This is a genomic window from Thalassobius sp. Cn5-15 (assembly GCF_022347685.1).
Taxonomy (GTDB): Bacteria; Pseudomonadota; Alphaproteobacteria; order Rhodobacterales; family Rhodobacteraceae; genus Thalassobius.
In genome coordinates this window covers 323,259-349,897 of record NZ_JAKRGF010000004.1, presented here as the reverse complement: position 1 = coordinate 349,897, position 26,639 = coordinate 323,259, and the positions used below count along the sequence as shown (strand labels likewise).

Below are 26,639 nucleotides of genomic sequence, written 5' to 3'. Positions count from 1 at the left end.
CGTCGGCATAGCTTTGATTGAGCGTAGCTTAGTGCTAAGCGGTGTCAACGTTACGAATCTGTCATCTCGACCAAATCTTGGGGAACCGTCGACATGCCCACCACCAACGAACCGAAACTGATTTCCGGCAACGCCAACCTGCCACTTGCCAAGTCGATCGCGCGTCGCATGTCGCTGCATCGGGGCACCAGCCTAAACCTTGTCGAGGGCCGTGTTGAGCGCTTCAACGACGGTGAGATCTTTGTTGAGGTCTATGAAAACGTCCGCGGCGAGGACATGTTCATCATTCAGCCGACTTCGAATCCGGCGAATGACAACCTGATGGAACTGCTGATCATGGCCGACGCGCTGCGCCGTTCTTCGGCGGCACGCATCACTGCAGTGATCCCTTACTTCGGCTATGCCCGCCAAGACCGCCGCACCAAAGCCCGCACGCCAATCTCGGCCAAGCTGGTGGCCAACATGCTGGTTGAGGCAGGCATTGAACGCATCCTGACGCTAGATCTGCATGCCGCGCAGATACAGGGTTTCTTCGACATTCCCGTCGACAACCTCTATGCCTCGCCGATCTTTGCGCTGGACGTGAAAGAGAAGTTTGCAGGCCATCTGGATGAGGTCATGGTGGTATCGCCCGACGTGGGTGGCGTGGCCCGTGCCCGCGAACTGGCCAAACGGATCAACGCACCGCTGTCGATCGTCGACAAACGCCGTGAAAAACCCGGTGAAGTCGCAGAAATGACCGTGATCGGTGACGTGACTGGCAAACGCTGTATCATCGTGGACGACATGTGCGACACTGCCGGCACCCTGTGCAAAGCAGCTGAAGTTCTGCTGGAACACGGCGCGACCGAAGTACACGCCTACATCTCGCACGGTGTGATGTCCGGCCCTGCGGTTGAACGCGTCACCAATTCGGTGATGAAGTCATTGGTGATCACCGATTCGATCCAGCCGACCGAAGCGGTCAAAAGTTGCCCAAACATCCGCATCCTGCCGACCGCGCCGATGTTTGCACAGTCGATCATGAACATCTGGCACGGCACCTCAGTGTCGTCGCTGTTTGAAACCGAAACGCTGGAACCGATCTACGAAGGCCAATTCCCCGAGTGATCCGGTGGCAATCGTAAAAACACAAAAGGGCGCCCACACGGCGCCCTTTTTGTTCGGTCCAACTGGGTAGGCTTCAGCCCTTAAGGCACGTCCCAATGGTCATCATCCGCAACAGCGCCGATCGCCATCCAGCTGGCGCGGGCGCGGGCCACCCGGGTATCACCCCAGGTGCGGAACACGATATCGAACTGAGTCGCTGTGACATTTTCTGCCTCGATATCAGCGCGCAGGCTGGTGGAATGATCCACATCCCACATCGACATAGAGACCATCACATTGGGCGGCGCACGGAAGGGATCGGCGAACGCGACAGTGACGCGCCGTTCGCGCGTCCCTTCACCGGTCCACATCTCCCCGCCATCCTCGAAATCGGAAAACAGGGTTTGCTCCCCCTGCTCAACGCCTACCGTATTGCTTGCGATCTTTTTCATGAGACCTCTGTAACACAACCCCGCGCGGAAAGGTCAATGAATGTGCAACCGCAGCGATTCGTCTGCCTTAGTAGAAGGCGGAGATGTTGTTCATCAGGATGATGCGCACCGCGTAAATGCCGACCAACACCACCAGCGGTGCCAGATCAATACCGCTCATCGGGGGCAGGATACGACGCACGGGGCCATAGATCGGTTCCAGAATGCGGTTCAACATGTACCAGATCTGTCCAACAAGCTGCTGGCGCACATTCAGCACCTGAAAGTTAATCAACCACGACATGATCACATGAGCGATCAAGAAGAACCACAGGATATCAAGCACCAACAGGATAATCTGGAACAGGGACAGCATAGACAAGACCTCAAAGTGAACGTGTGCTCAACAGGTAAGCCCGCGACGCCAATGACGCAAGCCCAAGGCGTGTCTTGACGCATGGTTGCGCTTGACCGCAATGATGTTTGCATCAACTCCACGGATCAAGAAACGCCGCAGGAGAACCCGCCATGTACCCCTATTTGCGCATGATGAAAGAGATCATCAAAAACCGCAATGCACCGCCATTGGCCTTTGATGAGGTGCATGTGTCTCACCATCGGGTGTGGCTGTCCGATATCGACCAGTTCATCGAGTTGAACAATGGCCGCACCTTGATGCTTTATGATCTGGGGCGCGTTCCGATGGGCCTGCGCGTAGGTCTGTCCGGCGCCATGCGCAGCAATCGCTGGGGCATGGCCGTCGCCGGTGCTTGTGTGCGCTACCGCCGCCGCCTGCGCCCGTTTGAGAAGTTTGAAATGCGCACCCGTGGCCTCGGCTGGGATGAGCGGTTTTTCTACATTGATCAGCAGATCTGGAAACAGGACGGCGAATGCGCCAACCAAGCGGTATTTCGCACCGCTGTGACTGATCGCAGCGGCATTGTGCCAACGGAAAAGGTGATCGCCGCGATTGACTCGGACGCAGAAAACAAACCACTGCCCACGTGGGTGCAGGAATGGCTGCAGGCAGAGGACAACCGCCCATGGCCGCCACAGCCCTGATTGACCAGTCCCGCAAAATCTGAAGGAAGCCTTACCCCTACTACCCTTGTGCTGTTGCCAGTTGCCCTGTCATAACGACCGTGGGATTTGAGCAAGTAAGGACACACCATGCGCAAGCGTATCTGGGGTTGGTTTTTCTTCGACTGGGCATCGCAGCCCTATAACACGCTGCTGATCACCTTTATCTTTGCACCCTATATCAAAGAGTTGATCGGTGACGGCGCGCAGGCGCAGGCCGCTTGGGCTTTTGGCATCGCGGCGGCTGGGATTGTGATTGCAGTGCTAGCGCCCATCCTTGGCGCGCTGGCGGATGCGGCAGGCAACCGGCTGCGCTGGATTTGGCTATTTTCCGCGATGTATGTGATTGGTGCGATGGGCATCTGGTGGGCGGAGCCTGATGATTTCAACCTGATCACCACGCTGATCCTCTTTGCCATCGGCATGATCGGAATGGAGTTTGCGACGATTTTCACCAACTCCATGCTGCCTGACCTTGGCAGTCGCGAAGAAATTGGCAAAATCTCTGGTAACGGCTGGGCCTTTGGCTATCTGGGCGGGCTGGTTGCGCTGGTGATCATGTTGCTGTTCTTTGCTGAAAGTGCGACGACTGGCAAAACCTTCATCGGGTTGGATCCTGCGCTGGGACTGGACGCGGCTGCGCGTGAAGGCACCCGTTTTGTCGGGCCGCTAACGGCGATCTGGTATGTGATATTTATGATCCCGTTCTGCCTCTGGGTGCGGGATCCGAAACCGGCCCGTGCCCCGAAGGGTGCGGTGACAGCTGCGATGACCAGCCTGCGGACCACCATCCGCAGCCTGCCGCAATCGCCGTCACTGTTTGCCTACCTTGGCAGTTCGATGTTTTACCGCGACGCCCTGAACGGCATGTACACCTTCGGCGGGATTTATGCCGCCGGTGTGCTCAACTGGAGTGTGCCGCAAACCGGCGTTTTCGGCATCATTGGCATCATCGCAGGGGCGATTTTCGCAATGATCGGCGGACGGGCGGATGTTCGGTTTGGCCCGAAACCGGTGATTGCGATCTGTATTCTGGTACTGATCTTTGTGGCGACCTCAATCCTGTTTGTGTCGCGCGACAGCGTCTACGGTATCGCGGTCGATGCAGACTCCGCGCTACCGGATATTGTCTTTTACGTGCTGGGCGCGCTGATCGGCGCTGCGGGCGGCGTGATACAATCGGCCAGCCGCACGATGATGGTCCGACAAGCAAACCCCGACAAAATCGCCGAAAGCTTCGGCCTTTACGCACTGGCAGGCAAGGCGACATCCTTTCTGGCACCAACGCTCATTGGGGTGGCAACCGTGCTAACCGGCAGCCAGCAAATGGGCGTAACCCCGCTTATCGGGCTTTTCCTTTTAGGGTTGGTCTTGTTAGCGTGGGTGAAACCGCACGGGGACCACGACGCATGGTAACACACTTCCTGAAAACACTGGGCTTAAGAAAATTGGGCCTTCTCGTCGCAACTGTGCTGATTGCGGCCTGTTCCCCTGAACGCACTGCCACACCGCAAGCCACACCGGTACTGGCCAGTCAGGATGACATCCCCGTCGCCATGCGCGGTGTGCCCGCGAAGCAACTGTTTGGCGCGGCCAAATCAGGATCGGACCAAACACCTCACGCCTATGGCAGCTACGCCAAAGGCTGTCTGGCCGGTGGCGTGGAACTACCGGAAACCGGCCCCACGTGGCAGGCGATGCGCCTCAGCCGCAATCGCAACTGGGGCCACCCGGACACCATCGACTTCCTGCAGGATCTGTCGCGCGCCGCCGCCAAACAACCCGGTTGGGAAGGCATCTATGTCGGTGACCTCAGCCAGCCGCGTGGCGGCCCAATGCTGAGCGGGCACCGCAGCCACCAAATCGGGCTGGACGCCGATATCTGGATGTTGCCGCCCAAGCGGTTGAACCTCAGCCGCGCTGAACGTGAAAGCCTGTCGTCGATTTCAATGCGCCGCGCCAACGGGGCCTATGTAAACTCCGACTGGACGCCGCAGCACCATGAGGTGCTGAAAGCGGCTGCATCCGACCCGCGTGTGGCGCGGATCTTTGTCTTCCCCGGTGCCAAGGTGCAAATGTGCAAGGACGCCAAAGGCGACCGCAGCTGGCTGCGCAAAATTCGTCCGTGGTGGGGACATCACTATCATTTCCACGTCCGCCTGCATTGCCCCAAAGGCATGGCAGGCTGCGTTGATCAGGCACCAGTGCCCGCCGGTGACGGCTGCGATGCAGCAGCGGATTGGGTGCAGGATATCCTGTCTCCACCCCCGCCAAAGCCGGTCGACCCCAACGCGCCAAAGCCAAAACCCAAAGGCCCACTCACACTGGCAGGTCTACCCGCACAATGCGTAAACGTCTTACAGTCGCGCTAGCCGCGCTGAGCGCGGTGGCGCTGACCGTCACCGGCAGCGCCCAGCCACAGTCCAGACTGCACTTCTTGTCACGCCACGTCTGGCACGAAAATTTCGAGGGATTCGGCGGCCTCTCCGGCTTTGAGCTGGCAGAAAACGGGCAGGACTTCTTGGCTATCACGGATCGGATGATGCTGATCGAAGGGAAACTGCTGCGCAGCGGCAGCGCAGACGCGCTTGCAGGTGTTGAAATCACCCGCCACGCCCCGCTGGAGATCCCGCGCGACCTGCATCGCAAGGCGTGGCTGCGCGATTCCGAAGGATTGGCGCAACTGCCTGACGGCACGCTTTACGTCAGTCTCGAACACATTCATCAAGTTTGGCGCTATCCGCATGCCTTCGGCGCCCCGCTTGCGCTGCCCCAACACGCTGATTTCCGCGGCTTTCCCCGGAACGCAGGGATGGAGGCACTGGCGGTTGATCGACATGGCCAGATTTACGCAGTGCCCGAAAGCGTGCCACGCAAACGACCGAACCTGCCCCTTTATCGTTTGGGCGCGGGGGGCTGGCAGATCCTCTATTACATAGAGGCCAGTGATGATTTTGATCCCGTTGGCGCCGATTTCGGACCAGATGGGTTGTTTTACCTTCTGGAACGTCGCTTCACCGGCATCGGGTTTCGCAGCCGCCTGCGCCGGTTCGATCTCAACCGGTTCGACCCTGCTGGCGAGGTTCTGCTGAGCACCGGCACACGGGTGCATGACAACCTAGAAGGCCTATCAATCTGGCGCGATGCAAACGGGGTGATCCGCGCAACCATGCTTGCTGACGACAACTTCAAGTTCTTCCAAACCAGCGAGATTGTCGAATACGCTCTGCCATCGTCAAGAAAGGGTCAAACCCCCTAAGCCCTTGCAAAAGAGCCCCCCAACGATTAAACGCCGCCCGTCCCTTGCGAAAAGGTACCAAGTCGCCGCTACCTTGTTAAAACGGAAAACTGACATGAACAAATACCTCCCTGGCATTCTGGCCATGGCAGCTGTTGTGGTTGCCTCGAACGTCCTGGTGCAATTCCTCTATGGGGATTGGCTGACCTGGGGTGCCTTCACCTACCCCATCGCTTTCCTGGTCACTGATGTGATGAACCGGGTTTACGGCGCCGGCCCGGCCCGCCGTGTGGTCATCGCCGGTTTCATCGTTGGCGTGATCTGTTCGCTGATCGGCACCCATATCATGTTGCAGGGTGACGGGTTCAGCTACCCCGCCGTGACACTGCGCATCGCCATCGGTTCCGGTACCGCGTTTCTGGTCGCCCAGCTGACTGACGTGGCCGTGTTTAACCGCCTACGCAACGGCGCGTGGTGGCGGGCCCCACTGGCTTCCACCCTCATCGGGTCGTCGCTGGACACCGCAATCTTCTTCACCATCGCATTTTCAGGCGCTCTGACTTTTGTGGAACCAGCAAACGACGTCTCGTGGGCTGGTGACATGCTGCCGCTTCTGGGCAGTGGGCCGATTGCACCGCTGTGGGTGTCGCTGGCTGTCGCGGACTGGATGGTAAAACTGTCACTGGCATTGCTCGCTCTTGTACCATTCCGCATCATTGTGGGGTCGCTCACGACGCGGACCACATGATTTTGTTTTGACATTGGGAAAATCTGTGTCACGCTGAGGTTATCTTAAACTTCAGAAAGGAGGTGCCTAGTGTCTAATGGGATCATGGAGAACGGTGTCGGGACAATTCTGGAGGATCGAAGCTGAGGCAGCCCTTGGCTGAGAAACCACTGGAGTTGGGTGAAACCTAACCGGACCACCTCCTTTAACCCCTAGGGTCGGGCCCAGATCGGGTGCGGCCCTTTTCTTTTGCGTGGATTTCAGGGATCTTGGGGCCATGTTACGGGTCACTGACGATATCAGCATCGCCGATTGGGAAATCAGCGAACAGTTCATCCGGGCCTCTGGCCCCGGCGGGCAAAACGTCAACAAGGTGTCCACCGCTGTAGAGCTGCGGTTTGAAGCAGAACGATCGCCGCATCTGCCCGGTCCTGTAAAAGCGCGGTTGAAACGGCTGGCGGGGCGACGTTGGACCAAAGAGGGAGCGCTGATCCTCTTTTGTGACGAAACCCGTAGTCAGGCCCGCAACCGCGAGATTATACGTGAACGGCTGGTTGAGCTGATCGAGAAGGCAACGCATCGCCCGAAACGACGTATCCCCACCAAACCCACCAAAGGCAGTCAACGCCGTCGGCTGGATGCCAAAAAGCAACGTGGCGAGGTGAAGGCCCTGCGCGGCAAGATTCCCGATACGTAACTCTACGGTCTATCCTCGGTTAACCTGCGCGACCAAACTGCCGAGATGCAAAGCACCGTATTAGACAGCCGCTATTCCTGGGGCCGCCTTGGCCTGTCATTGCTGATCGGGCTGATCGGCAATGTCGGGATGTGGATTGTCATCATGGTAATGCCCGCAATTCAGGCCGAATTTGACCTTGATCGTGCGCAAGCATCTTATCCCTATGTTTGGACAATGGTGGGGTTTGCGCTTGGGAATTTCCTCATTGGAATGATGGTGGACCGCTTTGGTGTGGTGCGAGTGCTGTCTGGCATGTCATTGGTGATGGCAGCGGGATTTGCACTGGCAGCGGCCAGTTCCGGAATTGGCATCGTGTCCCTGTTACATGTGCTGGTGGGTCTGGGCACGGCGGCCAGTTTTGGCCCGCTGATTGCCGATGTGTCACTGTGGTTTCAGCGCCGTCGCGGCATCGCCATCGCGGTCATCGCCAGCGCCAACTACCTCTCCGGTGCGATCTGGCCGGTAGTTCTATCCGGCCATCTGGCCAGTGAAGGCTGGCGCGGGGTTTACCTCCTGCTGGCGCTGATCATTGCGATCACAGTTCCCCCGCTGACCCTGTTATTACGCCGACGCCTTCCCCTGTCGGACATGCCGGAAACCATAGCCCAAGGCGCAGCAGCAGGTGGCATTGGCGGATTGAGTCCGCGCCAAATTGCCTTGATACTGGGACTTGCAGGTGTGGCCTGTTGCGTCGCCATGTCGATGCCGCAGGTGCATATCGTTGCGCTCTGTGTAGATCTGGGATTTGGTCCTGCAGTCGGTGCTGAAATGCTGTCGCTGATGTTGCTGGGCGGGGTGGTATCGCGCCTGCTTTCAGGGGTGTTGGCAGATATTCTGGGCGGGGTATTGACCCTGTTAATCGGATCTACCCTGCAAATGCTGGCGCTGTTTTTGTATCTGCCGTTTGACGGTCTGGTGTCGCTTTACGTTGTGTCTGCCATTTTTGGATTAGCTCAAGGAGGCATCGTGCCATCCTATGCCGTCATCGTTCGCGAACTGATGCCCGCACGCGAAGCCGGTCGTTGGGTTGGTTTTGTGATGATGTCAACGATTGTCGGGATGGCTCTGGGCGGTTGGGTGTCCGGTGTGATCTATGATCTCAGCGGCAGCTACCAATTGGCCTTCTGGAACGGCATCATCTGGAACCTGGGCAATATCGGGGTCATCACCTACATCTTTGTCTCTGCCCGCGAAAAACACGCAGGTCATCCGGCCAGAGTGCACCCGAAACAGCCCGCGTGAAGGGTGCAAAGAAAAACCGGCCCACATTGGGGCCGGTTTTCTGATTAAAATGCGATTCAGATCACTCTGCGGTCAGCAACGGCGGCTTGTCGCCGGTGATTTGCTGCTTTTTCGGGCCTTCGATGCGCAGATCCAACTCGCCATCCTTGATGCCAACTTTGACCACGCCGCCTTTGGTCAGCTTGCCAAACAGCAACTCCTCTGCCAGCGGTTTTTTCAGATGCTCCTGAATAACGCGGCCCAGCGGGCGGGCGCCCATTTTGTCATCATAGCCCTTGTTGCCCAGCCATTCGGCCGCAGGACGGGTCAATTCGATGTGGACGTTGCGGTCCATCAACTGCGCTTCAAGCTGCAGTACGAACTTCTCTACAATCTGCAGAATCACCTCTTTCGGCAGCGCGCCGAAGCTGACCACCGCATCCAGACGGTTGCGGAATTCAGGTGTAAAGGTGCGTTCGATCGCGGCGGTATCCTCACCCTCACGGCGATCACGACCGAAACCAATAGCCGCCTTGGACATTTCCGCAGCCCCGGCGTTCGAAGTCATGATCAAAATCACATTGCGGAAATCAACAGTACGACCGTTGTGATCCGTCAGTTTGCCGTGGTCCATCACCTGCAACAAAATGTTGTAAACATCCGGATGCGCTTTCTCCATCTCATCAAGCAGCAGCACACAATGCGGATGCTGATCCACACCGTCGGTCAGCATGCCACCCTGATCAAAACCGACATAGCCCGGAGGCGCGCCGATCAGACGGGACACAGCGTGTTTCTCCATATATTCGGACATATCAAAGCGCAGCAGTTCCACACCCAACTGGTCCGCCAACTGTTTCGCCACCTCGGTTTTACCCACGCCAGTCGGACCCGCGAACAGATAGTTGCCGATGGGTTTTTCCGGTTCGCGCAGGCCCGCACGGGCCAGTTTGATCGCGCTGGACAACGCCTCAATCGCGGGATCCTGACCGAAGACCACGCGTTTCAGCGATTTCTCCAGATCTTTCAGCACCTCAGCGTCATCTTTAGACACGTTCTTTGGCGGAATACGGGCGATTTTGGCCACCACGCCTTCGATCTCTTTCACACCGATGGTTTTGCGACGCTTGCTTTCCGGCACCAGATGCTGGGCAGCGCCAGCTTCGTCAATAACATCAATCGCTTTGTCCGGTAGCTTACGGTCGTTGATATAACGGGCCGACAGTTCTACCGCGGTCTTGATCGCATCATTGGTGAATTTGATACCATGGTGGTCCTCGAAATAGGGCTTCAGACCCTTAAGGATTTTCACCGAATCCTCGACCGAGGGTTCACTGACGTCAATTTTCTGGAAACGACGGCTCAGCGCGCGGTCTTTTTCGAAGTGTTGACGGAATTCCTTGTAGGTGGTCGATCCCATGCAGCGCAGCTTGCCACCCTGCAGTGCAGGTTTCAGCAGGTTCGACGCATCCATCGCACCGCCCGAAGTGGCGCCAGCGCCGATCACGGTGTGAATTTCGTCGATGAACAGCACCGCGTCTGGATGTTCCTCCAGCTCGGTCATCACGGCCTTCAGCCGTTCTTCAAAATCACCGCGATAGCGGGTGCCCGCCAGCAGTGCGCCCATATCCAGTGAATAGATGATCGTTTCCGACAGAACCTCAGGGGTTTCACCTGCCACAACTTTGCGGGCCAGACCTTCAGCGATGGCAGTTTTGCCCACGCCAGGATCGCCCACCAAAAGCGGATTGTTCTTGCGGCGGCGGCACAGAACCTGAATGCAGCGTTCCACCTCATGGTTGCGGCCGATCAGCGGGTCGATGTCGCCCTGCTGGGATTTCTCATTCAGATTGACGCAGTATTTGCCCAGCGCGGATTCCTTGGGATCCACAGCCTCGGACCCACCGCTCATCTCGCCGTGCAGGCTTTCCTCAGCTTCGTCTTCAGCGCCGGAAACAGGACGTGCCTCACCATAGGATGGATCCTTCGCCACGCCATGCGCGATGAAATTCACCGCATCGTAGCGGGTCATGTCCTGCTCCTGCAGAAAGTAGGCAGCATTGGATTCGCGTTCAGCAAAGATCGCGACAAGCACATTGGCGCCAGTCACCTCTGTGCGGCCGGAGCTTTGGACATGGATCGCGGCGCGTTGGATCACCCGCTGGAAGGCGGCTGTTGGAACAGCCTCCGATCCTTCCACTTCGGTGATCAGATTGCTGAGGTCATCGTCGATAAATTCCACCAGCGTTCCGCGCAAGTCCTCTGTGTCCACAGAACATGCTTTCAGAACACGCATGGCGTCAGGTTCGTCGATCAACGCCAAGAGCAGATGCTCCAGCGTTGCGAATTCGTGTTTGCGGGCATTGGCCAGGGCCAAGGCCGCGTGAATCGCCTGTTCCAGCGTATTCGAGAATGAAGGCACAGTTAGCGCTCCTTCCTGCTTTGGGTCGAAAGTCCGTGAAGTGCGGGCTCCTACATTCTAACGACCATAACCCGTATTAGGTTAAAGTTTGGTCGATATTGCGGGGTCTTCAAGTCTTTTCTACCAGTCAACCTTTATATTCGTCTGTTTGCCGATCCGCAGGGCAAATACTCAGAAGTTATCTTTACGCGATCTGATCTCTGCAAATACTGCTGCGGGTTCTGCATCGATCATGCCAACCGTCGCCTGTACTGCCGGATCAGTGCAGCGCAGGAATGGGTTCGTTGACAGTTCTAGTGACAATTGGCTGGGGACCGTTGCCTGACCTGCGGCGCGGGCCTGTTCGATTTGCTGTATACGAGAGATAAGCGCTGCATTCTCTGGGTCAATGGTGATCGCGAATTTGGCATTGGAAAGTGTGTATTCGTGGCCCGAACAGACAAGAGTGTCCGCCGGCAGCGCCGCCAGTTTCGCAAGGCTTTCAAACATCTGATCCGGCGCGCCTTCAAACAGGCGTCCGCATCCCAACGCCATCAGGCTGTCTGCGGTGAACACCAGTTTCGAGGCCGCGAAATGAAAGGCGACATGGCCCTGCGTGTGACCGGATACATCCATCACCTGCATCTCTTCGCCACAGAGGATCAGGCGGTCCCCTTCGGCCACGGCAATATCAAGTGGCGGCAGACGGTGCGCATCCGCCTCTGCCCCGATCACATTTGCGGGATGATCCGCCAAAAGATCCGCCAGGCCATCCACATGGTCCCAATGGTGATGGGTCAGCAGCACATCCGACAAAACCCAAGCTCGCTGTTTTAAGGCCGCTCTGATCGGTGCCGCCTCTGGCACATCCACAGCCGCAGTCTGGCCGGTGGTCGTATTATGGATCAGATACGCGTAATTGTCTGCCAGACAGGGAATGGTCACAAGCTCAAGGGGCATGGCGTTTCCTTATGTGATCGCTATGGTGGGACCCAGAGTGGCGGATCAAAGGACCGGCTGCAATGCACCTTGATGTGAAAGACCTGCGCAATTTCTATTATCGCAGCACGCTGGGACGTGCGGCCCAAAAGGCGGTGCGCGATCATCTGGTGACCATGTGGCCCAATGCAACCGGTGAAACGATTGTTGGCTTTGGTTTCGCCGTCCCATTGCTGCGCCCCTACATGAACGACGCACGTCGGATCACCGGCCTGATGCCTGCACCGCAGGGGGTGATGCCGTGGCCAACTGGCATGCCAAATATGGCGGTCCTGTGCGAAGAGGTCAGCTGGCCCGTAGATACAGGCCATGTGGACAGGCTCGTGGTTATGCACGGGCTGGAAACCAGCGAACAGCCCTCTGCCCTGCTGGACGAATGCTATCGCGTGCTAGGCCCCGGTGGGCGGGCAGTCTTTATCGTGCCAAATCGTGCAGGCCTTTGGTCGCGCAGTGACCGCACACCGTTCGGCTATGGCCGTCCCTATACGCTGGGCCAGCTGGAGACGCAGCTGCGCCAGCACGAGTTTAGCATCGAACGGCACGAATACGCGCTGTTTCAGCCGCCCTCGCAGCAGCGATTCTGGCGCAAGACCGGCCAGGTGATCGAACAGTTGGGTCATTCGTTGCCCAAGATCGCCGCAGGCGGGGTGATCATGGTTGAGGTATCGAAACGCATTCAGGCCCCCAGCGGGCCAGGTTTGCGCGAAACGGTAAGCCGCCCATTGCAGATTTTGACGCCTAATCCATCGAAGGAAGTGGCGCCGATCTGATCCACGCGACCGCGCCAATTTGGCGCAATTTGGGCGTCTGGACCTTCCCAAAATTCGCTGTTAGCGATCACCTGTTGCACGTTTGCATCGACCTTGTGACGCGGCGTTCCGTTTTTGGCGCAACGATTGTCGCACAGGGAATCGAAAAAGATGTGCCTAACTGGTCGCTTTTTGTGACCGATTTACGCAACAAAGCGTCGCACTGTGACTAACGCAATGAAAAGGCGTGGTATTCTTTTGCATGCCGCGAAGTCACAACAGGTTGATAGGATGCGGTTGCTCTGCTACACCCCCAGCGATTTCGATACAAAAGTCCGAGTACCACTCTGGCTTGGGATCTAAACGCCCCCGGGACGGTTCCGTATGCGCCGGGCCGGGGCCAGAAAAGTCGGAAGGGTGGACGTGTCCGAACCAGCTTCGATCTCCTCAGGCATTGCCGCGCGCTATGCCACCGCAATCTTTGAGATTGCCAATGAGAGCAATGCTCTCGGCAATCTTGAATCCAATGTCACCGATCTCTCTGCAGCCCTGGAGGCCAGCGAAGAGCTGCGCGGGCTGATCAGCTCTCCGCTGGTGTCGCGTGACGAACAAGAAAAGGCAATCATCGCCGTGGCCCAGAAAATGGGTCTGGAGACTGTCCTGCGTGACGGTCTGGCGCTGATGGCGCAAAAGCGCCGCCTGTTCGTGCTGCCGCAGCTGCTAGAGCAGCTGTCCGCCCTCATCTCGGAAGAGAAGGGTGAAGTCACTGCAGACGTGACCAGCGCGAAAGCCCTGACCAAGACCCAGTCAGAGAAACTGTCAAAGACTCTGGCTGCGCGTGTGGGTAAAACCGTGAATATCAATGCGACCGTTGATGAATCTCTCATCGGCGGTCTTGTCGTTAAAGTGGGCTCGAAGATGATCGATACCTCGATCAGCTCCAAGCTCAACTCCCTCCAGAATGCAATGAAAGAGGTCGGATAAATGGGTATCCAAGCTGCAGAGATTTCTGCGATCCTGAAGGACCAGATCAAGAACTTCGGTCAGGAAGCCGAAGTTGCTGAGGTTGGTCGCGTGCTCTCCGTCGGTGACGGTATTGCTCGCGTACACGGCCTTGACAACATCCAGGCTGGTGAAATGGTCGAATTCCCCGGTGGTATCCGCGGGATGGCCCTGAACCTGGAAAGCGACAACGTCGGTGTCGTTATCTTCGGTACCGACCGTGACATTAAAGAAGGCGACACCGTAAAGCGCACCAACTCCATCGTTGACGTGCCTGCCGGTGAAGGTCTGCTGGGCCGCGTTGTTGACGGTCTGGGCAACCCGCTGGACGGCAAAGGCCCGATCGAAGCGGTTGAGCGTCGCATTGCTGACCAGAAAGCGCCGGGCATCATCCCGCGTAAATCGGTTCACGAACCGATGGCAACCGGCCTGAAATCGGTTGACGCAATGATCCCGATCGGCCGTGGCCAGCGTGAGCTGATCATTGGCGACCGTCAGACCGGTAAAACTGCCGTTGCTCTGGACGCGATCCTGAACCAGAAATCCTACAACGACGCCGCCGGCGACGATGAGAGCAAGAAACTGTACTGCGTTTACGTTGCAGTTGGTCAGAAACGTTCGACCGTTGCACAGCTGGTGAAGAAGCTGGAAGAAACCGGTGCGATCGAATACTCGATCGTTGTGGCCGCAACCGCGTCCGACCCGGCTCCGATGCAGTTCCTGGCGCCTTACGCCGCGACCGCAATGGCCGAATACTTCCGTGACAACGGCAAGCACGCGCTGATCATCTATGATGACCTGTCCAAACAAGCTGTGTCTTACCGTCAGATGTCGCTGTTGCTGCGTCGTCCGCCGGGCCGTGAAGCGTACCCGGGTGACGTTTTCTACCTCCACTCGCGTCTGCTGGAACGTTCGGCAAAGCTGAACGAAGATCACGGCGCAGGTTCGCTGACCGCACTGCCGATCATTGAAACCCAGGGCGGCGACGTTTCCGCATTTATTCCGACCAACGTGATCTCGATCACCGACGGTCAGATCTTCCTGGAAACCGAACTGTTCTACCAGGGTATCCGCCCTGCAGTGAACACCGGTCTGTCGGTATCGCGCGTGGGCTCCTCGGCTCAGACCAAAGCGATGTCGTCGGTTGCCGGTCCGGTTAAACTGTCGCTGGCGCAGTACCGCGAAATGGCTGCGTTTGCGCAGTTTGGTTCCGATCTGGACGCCTCCACCCAGCAGCTGCTGGCCCGTGGCGCCCGTCTGACCGAGCTGATGAAACAGCCTCAGTACTCGCCGCTGACCAACGCCGAAATCGTCTGCATGATCTTTGCAGGTACCAACGGCTATCTGGACAAAATCGAAGTAAGCGACGTTGCCCGCTATGAGGCTGGCCTGCTGGCGCACCTGCGCGGCAAGCACGCGGACCTGCTGGCTGACATCACCGACAACGACCGTAAGGTTAAAGGTGAGCTGGCTGACAAAGTAAAAGCCGCGCTGGACGAATTCGCAGCTGACTTCGCTTAAGGGGAGATAAGGCAATGCCGAGTCTCAAGGACCTAAAAATTCGGATCGAGAGTGTGAAAAACACTCGGAAGATCACCAAGGCCATGCAGATGGTTGCGGCGGCGAAACTTCGTCGGGCGCAAGACTCTGCTGAGGCGGCGCGTCCCTACGCAGAACGGTTTAACGCCGTTCTGGGTGGGTTGGCCGCTTCGGTTGGCACCTCCGGCAGCGCACCCAAGCTGCTGGCGGGCACCGGTTCCGACCAGGTGCAGCTCTTGGTGGTGATGACGGCAGAGCGTGGTCTCTGCGGTGGCTTCAACAGCTCGATCGCCAAACTTGCACGTTCCAAAGCCGAAGAGCTGATCGCTCAAGGCAAGACGGTCAAAATCTTGACCGTTGGTAAAAAGGGCCGTGAGCAAATGAAACGTGACCTGGGCGACTATTTCATCGGCCATGTCGATCTGTCCGAGGTGAAAAACGTCGGTTACGTCAATGCTCAGGATCTGGCGCGCGACCTGCTGTCGCGTTTCGATGCTGGTGAATTTGACGTCGCCACGATCTTCTACAACCGTTTCCAGTCGGTGATCTCACAGGTCCCAACGGAACAGCAGGTCATCCCTGCCTCTTTCGAGGCTGCGGAAGATGCAGGCGAGAGTGCGCTGTACGACTACGAGCCGGACGAAGAGGCCATTCTGGCCGACCTTCTGCCGCGCGGCGTGGCCACGCAGATCTTCTCGGCACTGCTGGAAAATGGTGCATCCGAACAGGGCGCGCGTATGTCTGCAATGGACAACGCAACCCGTAACGCGGGTGAGATGATTGACAAACTGACGATCGAGTACAACCGCTCGCGTCAGGCCGTGATCACCAGCGAACTTATCGAAATTATCTCGGGCGCTGAGGCGCTCTAAGAGAACGGAGACGAAATAATGGCAAACGCAAAAGGCAAAATCACTCAGGTGATCGGCGCCGTTGTGGACGTGCAGTTTGAAGATGAACTGCCGCCGATCCTCAACGCACTGAACACCGACAACAACGGTAAGAACCTGGTGCTGGAAGTTGCTCAGCACCTTGGCGAAAACACCGTCCGCACCATCGCGATGGACGCGACCGAAGGTCTGGTTCGTGGTCAAGAAGTTGTAGACACCGCCGGCCCGATCTCGGTTCCGGTTGGTAACGCGACCCTGGGCCGTATCCTGAACGTTGTCGGCGAGCCCGTTGACGAGCAGGGTCCGGTAAACGCAGACGAAACCCGCGCCATCCACCAGCCCGCACCCGAGTTCGACGAACAGTCGACCGAGTCCGAAGTTCTGGTCACCGGCATCAAGGTTATCGACCTGCTGGCGCCTTACGCTAAGGGTGGTAAAATTGGTCTGTTCGGCGGCGCCGGTGTTGGCAAAACCGTTCTGATCATGGAACTGATCAACAACATCGCAAAAGTGCACTCGGGCTTCTCGGTGTTTGCTGGTGTTGGTGAGCGTACCCGTGAAGGTAACGACCTCTACCACGAGATGATCGAATCTAACGTTATTAAGCCTGACAACCTCGAAGAGTCGCAGGTTGCGCTGGTTTATGGTCAGATGAACGAACCTCCGGGTGCACGTGCACGTGTTGCTCTGACCGGTCTGACGCTGGCCGAACAGTTCCGTGACCAGTCCGGTACCGACGTTCTGTTCTTTGTCGACAACATCTTCCGCTTCACTCAGGCGGGTTCCGAGGTATCGGCGCTTCTGGGCCGTATTCCTTCGGCGGTGGGCTACCAGCCGACCCTGGCAACCGACATGGGCGCCATGCAGGAGCGTATTACCTCGACCAAGAACGGCTCGATCACCTCGATCCAGGCTGTATACGTACCGGCGGACGACCTTACCGACCCGGCACCTGCAACCACCTTCGCCCACTTGGACGCAACCACCGTTCTGAACCGTGCGATCTCCGAGCTGGGCATCTACCCCGCCGTTGACCCGCTGGACTCATCGTCGCGTCTGATGGACCCGTCGGTTGTTGGCGAAGAGCACTACAAGGTGGCCTTCGAGGTTCAGGGTATCCTCCAGCGCTACAAGTCGCTGCAGGACATCATCGCGATCCTCGGCATGGACGAACTGTCGGAAGAAGACAAACTGACTGTTGCCCGTGCTCGTAAGATCCAGCGCTTCCTGTCGCAGCCCTTCGACGTTGCGAAAGTGTTCACCGGCTCTGACGGTGTTCAGGTTCAGCTGGAAGACACCATTTCTTCGTTCAAAGCTGTTGTGGCTGGCGAATACGATCACCTGCCCGAAGCAGCCTTCTACATGGTTGGCGGCATCGATGAAGTGATCGCAAAAGCTGAAAAAATGGCTGCAGAAGCAGCCTAAGGAGGCTCTGAATGGCTGAAACAGTGCAATTCGACCTCGTAAGCCCCGAACGGAGCCTTGCTTCGTTCGCGGTTGAACAGGTCCAAATCCCGGGTGCTGATGGCGACATGACTGCCATGGCGGGCCATGCGTCCACCATCACCACCCTGCGCCCCGGTTTGCTGAGCGTCAGCGGCCCGAACGGTTCTGCAGATTATGTCGTGACCGGCGGTTTCGCCGAAATCGGCACCAATGGCATCTCCGTTCTGGCAGAGCGCGCTATCGCCCGCGAGGACGTCAGCGCTGACGACCTCAAAGGCATGATCGCAGCAGCCAACGACGCGCTGGAAGCGGCCAAAGCAAATGGTGGCCAAGTAGACGTCGCAGCAAAGCTGGTGTCTGACCTGGAAGCCATTGGCGCACAGATCGGCCTGTCGGTCTAAGCTAACTCCAGTACCAAACTCAAAAAGGCCTCGGAATTTTCCGGGGCCTTTTTCTTGTGTTTGTTGCAGGAGGATCTGATAGTCAGGTCGCCCCTGCAGCTCTCTCGCGCCCCGCGCTTAGCGTTCGGTCAGTTTCAGTTCGATCCGCCGATTCTGCGCACGGGCCTGCGCGGTGTCCGCTGGGTTCACCGGTTGGTATTCCCCAAACCCATTGGCACTGACACGCGTGGGCGGGATTCCCAAACGTTCAACCATGAACCGCACCACCGATAGCGCGCGCGCTTGACTAAGCTCCCAGTTATCAGCAAAGGGCGCCCCTGTCCCTAGCGGCTGATCATCGGTATGGCCATCGACGCGAATGATCCAATCGATCTCTGCCGGGATGTCATCAATCACGCTGCGCAAAATTGCCGCGACCTTGGCGATTTCTTGCGTGCCCAGATCCGACAAATCCGCACGCCCCGAAGCAAAAAGAACTTCAGAGGAAAACACGAACCGGTCGCCAACAATCCGCACCCCTTCTTGCGTGCCGAGCAGCGTGCGCAGGCGGCCAAAGAAATCAGAACGGTAATTTTCCAAATCCAGATTTTCCGCTTCCAGCCGCCTCTTCTCGTCCTCCAGACGCAAGCGCTCTGCCTCTTCCAGCTGACGACGCTTGCGTTCTTCAGAAGCGGCACGTGCAAGCGCGGCGTTTAGGTTTGAGCCCAGCGTCTGCAACTGAACCTGCGCCGCCGCATCGCGGGCCTGATAATCGTCGATAATCGCCTGCAGGCTGGACAGCTGCGTGCGCAGCGCCGCAAGTTGCTGGTTCAAGAGCGCCTGCTGTTTCTGAGCCTCAGAGGCCAGCGCCTCTTGCTCTTGCAGCTGCGCCTGTGCGGTGGCCAGCAGGGCTTGGCGGCGCTCTGCTTCACTCAACTGCTCAGCCGCTTCAGCCTCCGCCGCCAAACGGGCAGCAAGGGCCGCGGCAAGCGCCTCTTGTGTCTCGCTATCTATGGTGTCCTGCGCGGCCTGCTCAGCCAAAACCGCCGCCAGCTTTTCCGACAACTCACTCCGCGCGGCATCTGCAGCCGCCAGAAGCGCCAGCGTCTCCTCCGCCTCCTTACGCCGGCGTTCCAGCGCCAGCGACATAGCGGTCAATTCTGCATCAGCGTTTTCCATACGAGCGCGCAGGGCGTCCGCAGCGGCCGCTTCGGCGATGCGTGCCCGCTCCGCTTCTGATAGGGCTTCTGACAGTTCTGCCTGCTCAGTCACCAGAGCAGCCTTGTCGGCGTTCAGATCCGCCACCAACGCCTCCAACGCCTCCGCCTGCGCTGCGGCCAGACGTGCTGCCTCTGCCTGTGCGTCCACCTCATCGCGGGTACTGGCAAGCGCTAGGTTCAGCGCCTCCTGTTCTGACAACAAATCAGCACGTTCACTTTCTAGCGTGGCAATCGCCGCTTCATTGTTCGCCTGCGCCGCCAAGAGTGTGGCCACCTGCGCCTCAAAATCGCTGATCTGCCCCTGTGCATTGGCCAGATCATTGTTCAGCGAGATAATCAGCGCTTCCTGCGCGGCAGCGGTAGACCGCGCCACCGCCAGTGTCGCATCCAATGCACCAACCTGCGCAGTCAGCTCTGCCGTTTTGCGCTGTTCCAACCCCAGCGCCTCGGCCAACGCCGAAATCTCCAGCGACAGCGTGTCCAATTCGGCGCGCTGTCCGGTGATGGTTTCGCGCAGCACAAACTGCACCACCATGAAGATGGTCAGGACAAACATCAAAACCAGCAGCAGGCCGGTCATCGCATCAACGAATCCCGGCCAAATGGAGTTTTGAAAACGTTGTCCAGTGCGCCGTGACAAAGCCATGATCAGGCCTCTGAATCGCGAGGCGTGCGCATCATCGGTTGGCTATGTTCGGCAATACGACCTTGGGCGATCAGACGGGTGAGGGATGCGATATCCATCCTCAACTCTGCCATGGTTTCCTGACGGCCTGCGCTGATCTCTTCCAGAATGCGCAACAGTTGCACGTCGATCGACCGCAGGCGCATCCGACTTTCGGCGTCGATACCCTCACCGCCACCTTCTGTCAGCGCTGCCACCAGTTCTGCCTGACTGTCCGCCAGCCGTTCCAGTGCACCGTTGATCGACCGATCCTCTGCCAGCCGATCGGTCAGCCGTTCTAATGACCCAGCCAAAGCGCCCAATTGCTGTTCGACCTGAGCGCGCCCTGCCTCTGACTGTTCAAAAATGCCGCGCATCTGGCCCATTTGATCCTGCATATGATCAAGGATCTGCACCGCAGCACCGTACTCACCTGATGCCTCCCCTTCACTGCTGGAGAAGCTGACGCGGGTGATGGTGGACAGCCACTCTTCCAACTCGCGGTAAAAACGGTTCTGACCATGACCGGCAAACAGTTCCAGCAGGCCAACAACCAGCGATCCGGCAAGCCCCAAAAGGGACGAGCCAAAGGCAACGCCCATACCAGACAGCTGCTGATCCAGGCCACTCATCAAGCGACCAAAAACCTCTACCCCACTCTCACTCTCAGACGGCGCGAGGCTGCGGATGGTATCGACCAGTGCAGGCACCGTGGTGGCAAGGCCGTAGAACGTGCCAAGCAGGCCGAGAAAGATCAGCAAGTTGACGATATAGCGCGTGATTTCCCGCGCCTCATCAATCCGCGTGGCCACGGAATCAAGAATTGAACTGGTCGAGGATGTCGGGATTTCCATCCGCGCTGAGTGCCGCCGCAGCAAAGACGCCAACGGCGCCAGCAGGCGGGGCGCACGGAGATGCTCCATCTCGTCACGACCAGTGACGAATGCCTCAATCCAGCGGACCGAATTGAACAACTGCGCAACCTGCCAGAAACAGGCCAGCACGCCGATGGCAAAGACAAACAGGATGAACCCGTTCAGGTAAGGGTTGGCCTCAAACACCGGCAGAATGCGCGGCAGAGCCAGAAATACCACAAATGCCGCTAGACCCAACACCAGAACCATCGACAGGATCTGGCGAAACGGAGGGGAGAACTGCGGCGCGACCTCTTGGTCAGTCTGTACCATTCGGACAGATCCCGACTTGTTGTTGTTAACAAAACTCTATGGGGAAGCCGCTGTTATGCCAAGCGTTTATGCGGTCAGATCACGCACTCGTTCGGTCAACCAATCCAGCTCTGCATCCTGAATGCCCAACGCGTGCAGATGACTGGCAGTGTTATACAGATATTCAGGGTTCGGCCCGCGTCCCCCAACAGCGTGAGCGATGATGTCGGCTTGTCTTTCCAGCGCCATACCACCGCAATATTGTTCATGATGCGGATCAATGACATAGGTCACCGCCTGCACCCGACGGCCATCGCGCAGGTCAACCTCCAGAACTTTTTCCAAATAGGCAGAGCTGACCAACTCCCGTTCGCGCAGGTAGGCCAGCACCTCTTCCTCCTCACCCGCACGCACCGACAGGGCCAGCCCGTGGCAAGAGGCCCCGGCCAGTTCATCCAACGCCAAAACCAGTCCCGGTTTTTCCACTGTGCCGCGGTGGTGAATAGAGCTCATACAGAAGCTGCGATGATAATCCGGCAACGTCGCCAGCGCCTGTTCCGCCGGCGCGAAGCCCGGATTCCACAAGAGTGATCCATAACCAAACACCCACATCGTCATGCCACTGGTCCTTTCGCTCTGGCGCAGCTATCTCTCCTCTAAACACCACGCGCCGCGCAGAGGAAAGGGTTAGATCCCGTGAAACGTCTATTGATCGTTATTGTCGCCGCAGCCATGCTGTGGGCTGCCTATTGGGGAGTCGGGGCGCAAGGGGTGAAATCCGGCGCCAGCACATGGTTTGATGCACGCCGTTCAGAAGGTTGGGTGGCCGAAACATCTGACATTCGCGTTGCGGGATTTCCGAACCGCTTTGACGTAACGCTCAGCGATCTGATTCTGGCGGATCCCGACACCGGTTGGGCGTGGCAGACGTCATTTTTCCAGCTTCTGGCGCTGTCTTACAAACCGAACCACATCATTGCGATCTGGCCGAACGAGCAGGAACTGGCGACGCCCTTTGCCACCTATCAGATCAGCAGTGATCGGATGCAGGCCTCTGTGGTGACAGCTGGCACCGCAGTGGCACTGGACCGCGTCAATCTGGCCGCAGACATGTTACAGATCACTGGCCCATCCGGTGATGGCACCGCGATGACCGCCCTGCGTGCTGCCTTGATGGCAGAGGATGACAAAAGCTACCGATTCGCACTCAGCGCCGATGATCTGGCACCGGCACGCACATTCAAAACGCTGGTCGATATCGATGATCATCTGCCCGGCGCATTATCGTCCTTCAGCGCCGATCTGCGCATGTCGTTTGACGCGCTCTGGGACCGGCACGCACTGGAACAGTCCCGTCCGCAGCCCACAGCTTTGACCGTCACTTTGGCAGAGGCCAAATGGGGTGAGCTGGAGCTGGCACTGGCTGGGGATCTGGCGATTGATGAACTCGGCTGGGCAACTGGCAAGCTGGTGGTCAAGGCACGCAATTGGCGCGAGATCGTGCAAATGGCGGTGGCCGCGGGTGCATTGACGCCGGATTGGGCTCAAACGCTCAGCGGTGGGTTAGAGGTTGTTGCAGGCCTGTCAGGCAATCCCAATACGCTGGACCTGCCGCTGACGTTCGCTGGTGAGACACTGTTCTTTGGCCCGCTTCCACTGGGACCAGCACCGAATTTCCGCCTGCGCTAACGCTTAACGCAACTCAATCACCGTCTCGCGGCGATCCAAGAGCACACCGTCGCGGATAAGCTCAACCTCTGCACGGTAGAGCCCTTTGGCCCAGCCAGCAGCGGGTCGTTTGCGGCCAATCGCACGGAAAAAAATGGCCTGTGATTTTTTCAGCAGAATGCGTTGTTCTGCGATCTTGGGACCGGCGTTACCTTCGATGAGTTGAGGCCCGGTGAGGCGCATCAGCAGCACGTCCCCCTGACGACTGCCATAGGCATAGGCCCACGTGACCAGCGCGGGCGATGTGATTGTCAGTGCCTGATGTGCCTGACCAGCCTTGATCGCGTCGTAACTGGGCACCGCGTTGGCAAAGCCAAGATCGATAAAACCGCCCGGCTGATAGTCAGGCGCATCCCGCCACAGGGTGTCCACCTCATCCGCGTTACACTTATCCGCGTGAGGCTGAAACGGATCAGTGACCTGCCCCTGATGGCGGATGGACAGATGCAAATGCGGGAACTGCGTTTTGCCCGACAAGCCCACCTGTCCCAGCACCGCGTTGGCAGCAACGCGCTGACCTTCCTGAACGGCGATACTTCCCAGCTTCAGGTGACAGTACTGGCTGACCCAGCCACCACCGTGATCAATCGCAACCCCGTTGCCGCATTCGCGGCCCTGCACCTCTGTAGAGGTTTCGGCGTCGTAATACTCATCCGCCATACCGTCGCGTATGCCGCGCACAACCCCCGGCGCGGCAGCAAGCACATTCACCCCCGCCGCCATCTGGTCAAGCGAGATCAACGCATAATCCGTACCCTTGTGCCCATCATAGCTGAGCGCCCCGCATCCGAAGTCACGCACGCCAGCGCCAGCATCGCGGTCAACGTAGTGCTGGATGTAGCAATCCTGACCAAGGGTGCAGTCAATCGGTTGCACCATCACCGGATCCGCCACCACAGGAATCGCTGACAGGGCAGGCATCAATAAGGAAAGGCTCAGGACAATACGGAACCGTACGGACATGGGTTATAACCGGCTGATCAGGCCGCAGCCTGCGCGGCCTCTGACCGCAGGAAGACCCAAGTATTGCCTTCGGTCATCTCTGGCTGGAACTTATAACCACCAGCGTCGAAATCCTTGATGGCTTCGGGATCAACCAGACGGTTCTGGATGATAAACCGCGCCATCGCGCCACGCGCCCGTTTGGCGTAGAAGCTGACGATTTTGGGAACGCCTGCTTTCTCCTCCATAAAGACAGGCGTGATCACCTGCGGCGTAAGCGCTTTCAGGTTAACCGCGCCGAAATACTCCTGGCTGGCGCAGTTGATCAGCGTGTCGGTGCCCAATGCAGCCGCCTCTTCATTCAACGCTTCGGCGATGTCGCTGCCCCAGTATTCATACAGATTCTTGCCACGCGGATTTTTCAAACGGCTGCCCATTTCCAGGCGATACGGCTCAATCTCATCCAGCGGGCGCAACAGACCATAGAGGCCCGACAGAATGCGGAAGTGATCCTGCGCCCAAATCATTTCCTCGGTATCGAGCGAGGATGCCTCTAACCCCTGATAGGTATCACCGGCAAAGGCCAGCGCAGCAGCCTTTTTCTCTTGTGCGCCGTAATTGGCAAAGCGATCAGCGTTCAATTTGCCCAAAGCTTCCGAGATTTTCATCAGCTTCATCAGATCCGCCACCGACAGGTCGCGTGCCACGCCCACCAGTTCTGCCGCACGATCAGGGAAGCGCATAGTGGTGGTTTCCATCCCCTCAACCGGGCCCTCAACCGGGGTCATGTCCATTTTCTTGGCGGGAGAAACAGTGATCAGCATGGCGACTCCTGAAATTTATTTAGAAACGTTCTAACTTACCTCGTGCAGCACGTCCAGAAAGGCCGCGCCAAATCTTTCTGCGCGTTTGTCACCCAGCAGGCGTTCCATTGCGCTGGCATCCTGTGGGCGCATCTGCGCCACTTTCGCAAGCATAGCGGCAGAGCAACTCATCGGTTTGTCGAGACCATCCGCCCCCCGTGCCAAATTTGCCTGCACCTCTAATAGTCGATCATAGAGCGATCCAGCCGCGCGACCAGCCAACTTGCGCCGCTGGGGATGCACATCCTCTGTCGCGCCGGTTATGATCGCCAGAAAATCAGCACCGTATCGTTCCAGCTTCTTAGCGCCCACACCGTTAATGCGGGCCATAGCGTCCAGATTGGTGGGGCGCGTTTCCGCCATCTCAATCAGCGTGCGGTCATTGAAGATCACATAAGGCGGTACATTGCCCGCCTCTGCCAGCGCGCGGCGCTTGGCTTTCAACGCGGACAAAAGCGGCGCGTCTTCGTCGCTGACCAGCGCCTTCACCGCCGGACGGCGTTTCGCCGATGTGATGCTGTCCTTGCGCAGCATGATCTTTTCCTGATCGCGCAGAATCGGCAGGGCGGTATCGGTCATCCGCAAAGCGCCGTGGCGTTCGGGATCCGGGCGGATCAGATCATGCCCCATCATCTGCCGGAAAATCGCTTGCCATTGCGGCCGCGTATAGGCTTTGCCTACGCCAAAGGTCGGTAGTTGGTCATGACCCCGTGCTGAAATCCGGTCATTGGTGTTGCCCAAGAGGATCTCAATCAGATGAGCAGACCCATACCATTCCTCTGTCCGCAGGATGGCCGACAGGGCCATGCGCACCGGTTGGGTGCCATCAAACACCTCCGGCGGGGTATCGCAGAGATCACATTTGCCGCATGTCACCTCATCCTCGCCGAAATAACCCAGCAGCGTTTTGCGCCGACATTCCAGCGCTTCTGCCAATCCAAGAAGGGAGTTCAGACGCGCGTGATCCGCCATCCGACGTTCAGGCGGCGCCAGGCCTTCGTCGATCTGGTTACGGCGCAGGCGGATGTCGTCGGGGCCAAATAACGTCAGGGTTTCAGCAGGGCCACCATCACGGCCTGCACGACCTATTTCCTGATAATAGGCCTCAATCGATTTGGGCAGGTCCGCATGGGCGACCCAGCGGATGTCGGGTTTATCGACACCCATGCCAAAAGCCACGGTCGCCACTACGATCAACCCATCCTCTTTCTGGAACCGGACCTCAGTGATCCGGCGATCCTCGGCGTCCATACCACCGTGGTAATGCGCAGCAGCATGGCCGTTTTCGCGCAGCGCGGCCGCCAGCTTCTCGGTCTTTGAGCGGGTGCCGCAGTAGACGATGCCCGACTGCCCCTTGCGCGCGGCAGCAAAGTTCAGGATCTGCGTACGCGGGTTGTTCTTGGCGGCGAAGGCAAGGTGAATGTTCGGCCGGTCAAAGCCACGCAGGAAAGTGGCGGGCTGCTCATCGTCAAACAGTCGCGTGACAATTTCCGCCTGCGTTTCGGCATCCGCTGTCGCGGTAAAGGCCGCCAGCGGCACACCCAACGTGCGGCGCAATTCACCAATGCGCAGGTAATCAGGGCGAAAATCATGGCCCCACTGGCTAACACAATGGGCCTCATCCACCGCGATCAGATTCACGTTGATGCGGCGCAGCATCCCCAGTGCCGATCCCGCACTCAGCCGTTCGGGCGCAATATAAAGGAGCTTCAGCCGCCCCTCTTCTAGCGCGTCCCACACCGCATCAGTTTCATCCTGCGTGTTGCCAGATGTCAGTGCGCCCGCCTCAATCCCCGCTTCGCGCAGACCACGCACCTGATCGCGCATCAGCGCGATGAGCGGAGAGATGACCACCGTGACGCCCTCACGCATCAGCGCAGGCAATTGGAAGCACAGGGATTTACCGCCACCCGTGGGCATGATCGCCAGAGTGTTCTGGCCATTGGCCACGGCGTCAACAACCTCTTCCTGCCCGGGGCGGAAGGCGTCAAAGCCGAAATATTCGCTCAGAAGCGTGGCAGCGCTTGGCATGGGATCCTGCAACAGTGTCTATATCTGCTCTTGGCACATGTTGTCCCATAGTGCGCCAGAGGGGACAAGGGCGGAAGGCACCGCCGGACAAATT

Annotated in this window: 25 protein-coding genes; 15 read left to right on the top strand and 10 right to left on the bottom strand. The window is 58.2% G+C overall.

The window, feature by feature from the left end; all coding sequences use genetic code 11:
• Positions 1–93: 93 nt before the first annotated feature.
• A complete protein-coding gene (locus MHM86_RS11625; RefSeq protein WP_239199584.1) occupies positions 94–1,110 on the top strand; it encodes a ribose-phosphate pyrophosphokinase in 1,017 nt (338 codons plus the stop codon).
• Positions 1,111–1,190: 80 nt separating this feature from the next.
• Here the strand turns inward: MHM86_RS11625 and MHM86_RS11620 are convergent, their stop codons facing one another.
• Positions 1,191–1,541 carry an H-type lectin domain-containing protein gene (locus MHM86_RS11620; RefSeq protein ID WP_239199581.1) on the bottom strand — a complete coding sequence of 117 codons (351 nt, stop codon included), beginning with the start codon at positions 1,539–1,541 and terminating at the stop codon, positions 1,191–1,193.
• 67 nt (positions 1,542–1,608) lie between these two features.
• A complete protein-coding gene (locus MHM86_RS11615) occupies positions 1,609–1,896 on the bottom strand; it encodes a YggT family protein (RefSeq protein WP_239199578.1) in 288 nt (95 codons plus the stop codon).
• Positions 1,897–2,048: 152 nt separating this feature from the next.
• Between MHM86_RS11615 and MHM86_RS11610 the strand changes: the two genes are divergently transcribed.
• The 7 genes from MHM86_RS11610 to MHM86_RS11580 all read left to right on the top strand — a co-directional run bounded on the left by MHM86_RS11610 (position 2,049) and on the right by MHM86_RS11580 (position 8,546).
• Positions 2,049–2,582: an acyl-CoA thioesterase gene (locus MHM86_RS11610; RefSeq protein WP_239199575.1), complete on the top strand. Its 534-nt coding sequence runs from the start codon at positions 2,049–2,051 to the stop codon at positions 2,580–2,582.
• Positions 2,583–2,690: 108 nt separating this feature from the next.
• Entirely contained in the window at positions 2,691–4,016 is a 1,326-nt protein-coding gene (locus tag MHM86_RS11605; RefSeq protein ID WP_239199572.1) for an MFS transporter, read from the top strand.
• A gap of 140 nt (positions 4,017–4,156) precedes the next feature.
• Positions 4,157–4,972 (top strand): penicillin-insensitive murein endopeptidase, encoded by an 816-nt coding sequence (mepA, locus tag MHM86_RS11600; protein WP_370644132.1) that lies wholly within the window; start codon positions 4,157–4,159, stop codon positions 4,970–4,972.
• Positions 4,945–5,859, top strand: coding sequence for an esterase-like activity of phytase family protein (locus tag MHM86_RS11595; RefSeq protein WP_239199566.1), 915 nt, complete (start codon positions 4,945–4,947; stop codon positions 5,857–5,859). The genes mepA and MHM86_RS11595 overlap by 28 nt, the downstream gene beginning before the upstream one ends.
• 94 nt (positions 5,860–5,953) lie before the next feature.
• Complete coding sequence (locus MHM86_RS11590; RefSeq protein ID WP_239199563.1) at positions 5,954–6,586, top strand: queuosine precursor transporter; 633 nt, start codon at positions 5,954–5,956, stop codon at positions 6,584–6,586.
• A gap of 256 nt (positions 6,587–6,842) precedes the next feature.
• A complete protein-coding gene (gene arfB / locus MHM86_RS11585; RefSeq protein WP_239199560.1) occupies positions 6,843–7,262 on the top strand; it encodes an alternative ribosome rescue aminoacyl-tRNA hydrolase ArfB in 420 nt (139 codons plus the stop codon).
• 45 nt (positions 7,263–7,307) lie between these two features.
• On the top strand, positions 7,308–8,546 hold the full coding sequence (locus MHM86_RS11580; protein WP_239199557.1) for an MFS transporter: 1,239 nt from the start codon (positions 7,308–7,310) through the stop codon (positions 8,544–8,546).
• Positions 8,547–8,607: 61 nt separating this feature from the next.
• On the opposite strand, the gene clpA is transcribed toward MHM86_RS11580, so the two are convergent.
• Together clpA and gloB are read right to left on the bottom strand one after the other, a co-directional pair.
• The gene (clpA, locus tag MHM86_RS11575; protein WP_239199554.1) at positions 8,608–10,947 is read right to left on the bottom strand and encodes an ATP-dependent Clp protease ATP-binding subunit ClpA; all 2,340 of its coding nucleotides are present in this window, start codon (positions 10,945–10,947) and stop codon (positions 8,608–8,610) included.
• A gap of 171 nt (positions 10,948–11,118) precedes the next feature.
• Positions 11,119–11,886 carry a hydroxyacylglutathione hydrolase gene (gene gloB, locus MHM86_RS11570; RefSeq protein WP_239199551.1) on the bottom strand — a complete coding sequence of 256 codons (768 nt, stop codon included), beginning with the start codon at positions 11,884–11,886 and terminating at the stop codon, positions 11,119–11,121.
• 62 nt (positions 11,887–11,948) lie between these two features.
• Between gloB and MHM86_RS11565 the strand changes: the two genes are divergently transcribed.
• The 6 genes from MHM86_RS11565 to MHM86_RS11540 all read left to right on the top strand — a co-directional run bounded on the left by MHM86_RS11565 (position 11,949) and on the right by MHM86_RS11540 (position 17,952).
• Positions 11,949–12,695 (top strand): class I SAM-dependent methyltransferase, encoded by a 747-nt coding sequence (locus MHM86_RS11565; RefSeq protein WP_239199548.1) that lies wholly within the window; start codon positions 11,949–11,951, stop codon positions 12,693–12,695.
• Between the two features lie 402 nt (positions 12,696–13,097).
• Positions 13,098–13,658: a F0F1 ATP synthase subunit delta gene (locus MHM86_RS11560; RefSeq protein ID WP_239199673.1), complete on the top strand. Its 561-nt coding sequence runs from the start codon at positions 13,098–13,100 to the stop codon at positions 13,656–13,658.
• Entirely contained in the window at positions 13,659–15,197 is a 1,539-nt protein-coding gene (gene atpA / locus MHM86_RS11555; RefSeq protein WP_239199545.1) for a F0F1 ATP synthase subunit alpha, read from the top strand.
• Between the two features lie 14 nt (positions 15,198–15,211).
• Positions 15,212–16,087, top strand: coding sequence for a F0F1 ATP synthase subunit gamma (locus tag MHM86_RS11550; protein WP_239199542.1), 876 nt, complete (start codon positions 15,212–15,214; stop codon positions 16,085–16,087).
• Positions 16,088–16,105: 18 nt separating this feature from the next.
• Complete coding sequence (gene atpD / locus MHM86_RS11545; RefSeq protein WP_239199539.1) at positions 16,106–17,530, top strand: F0F1 ATP synthase subunit beta; 1,425 nt, start codon at positions 16,106–16,108, stop codon at positions 17,528–17,530.
• Positions 17,531–17,541: 11 nt separating this feature from the next.
• Positions 17,542–17,952, top strand: a complete 411-nt coding sequence (locus MHM86_RS11540; RefSeq protein ID WP_239199536.1) for a F0F1 ATP synthase subunit epsilon — start codon at positions 17,542–17,544, stop codon at positions 17,950–17,952.
• 117 nt (positions 17,953–18,069) lie between these two features.
• Here MHM86_RS11540 and MHM86_RS11535 read toward each other — a convergent pair whose 3' ends face one another.
• From MHM86_RS11535 to MHM86_RS11525, 3 genes are all read right to left on the bottom strand, one after another.
• Entirely contained in the window at positions 18,070–19,797 is a 1,728-nt protein-coding gene (locus MHM86_RS11535) for a peptidoglycan -binding protein (protein WP_239199533.1), read from the bottom strand.
• A gap of 2 nt (positions 19,798–19,799) precedes the next feature.
• Positions 19,800–21,002: a biopolymer transporter ExbB gene (locus tag MHM86_RS11530; protein WP_239199530.1), complete on the bottom strand. Its 1,203-nt coding sequence runs from the start codon at positions 21,000–21,002 to the stop codon at positions 19,800–19,802.
• Between the two features lie 66 nt (positions 21,003–21,068).
• Complete coding sequence (locus MHM86_RS11525; RefSeq protein WP_239199527.1) at positions 21,069–21,599, bottom strand: gamma-glutamylcyclotransferase; 531 nt, start codon at positions 21,597–21,599, stop codon at positions 21,069–21,071.
• A 78-nt stretch (positions 21,600–21,677) separates the two neighbouring features.
• On the opposite strand from MHM86_RS11525, the gene MHM86_RS11520 reads away from it, so the two are divergent.
• Positions 21,678–22,670: a DUF2125 domain-containing protein gene (locus MHM86_RS11520; RefSeq protein WP_239199524.1), complete on the top strand. Its 993-nt coding sequence runs from the start codon at positions 21,678–21,680 to the stop codon at positions 22,668–22,670.
• Between the two features lie 3 nt (positions 22,671–22,673).
• Here the strand turns inward: MHM86_RS11520 and MHM86_RS11515 are convergent, their stop codons facing one another.
• The 3 genes from MHM86_RS11515 to recQ are packed head-to-tail and all read right to left on the bottom strand — an operon-like array spanning position 22,674 to position 26,545.
• Entirely contained in the window at positions 22,674–23,672 is a 999-nt protein-coding gene (locus MHM86_RS11515) for a M23 family metallopeptidase (protein ID WP_239199521.1), read from the bottom strand.
• 17 nt (positions 23,673–23,689) lie between these two features.
• On the bottom strand, positions 23,690–24,475 hold the full coding sequence (yaaA, locus tag MHM86_RS11510; RefSeq protein WP_239199518.1) for a peroxide stress protein YaaA: 786 nt from the start codon (positions 24,473–24,475) through the stop codon (positions 23,690–23,692).
• A 30-nt stretch (positions 24,476–24,505) separates the two neighbouring features.
• A complete protein-coding gene (gene recQ, locus MHM86_RS11505) occupies positions 24,506–26,545 on the bottom strand; it encodes a DNA helicase RecQ (RefSeq protein WP_239199515.1) in 2,040 nt (679 codons plus the stop codon).
• Between the last annotated feature and the right edge of the window lie 94 nt (positions 26,546–26,639).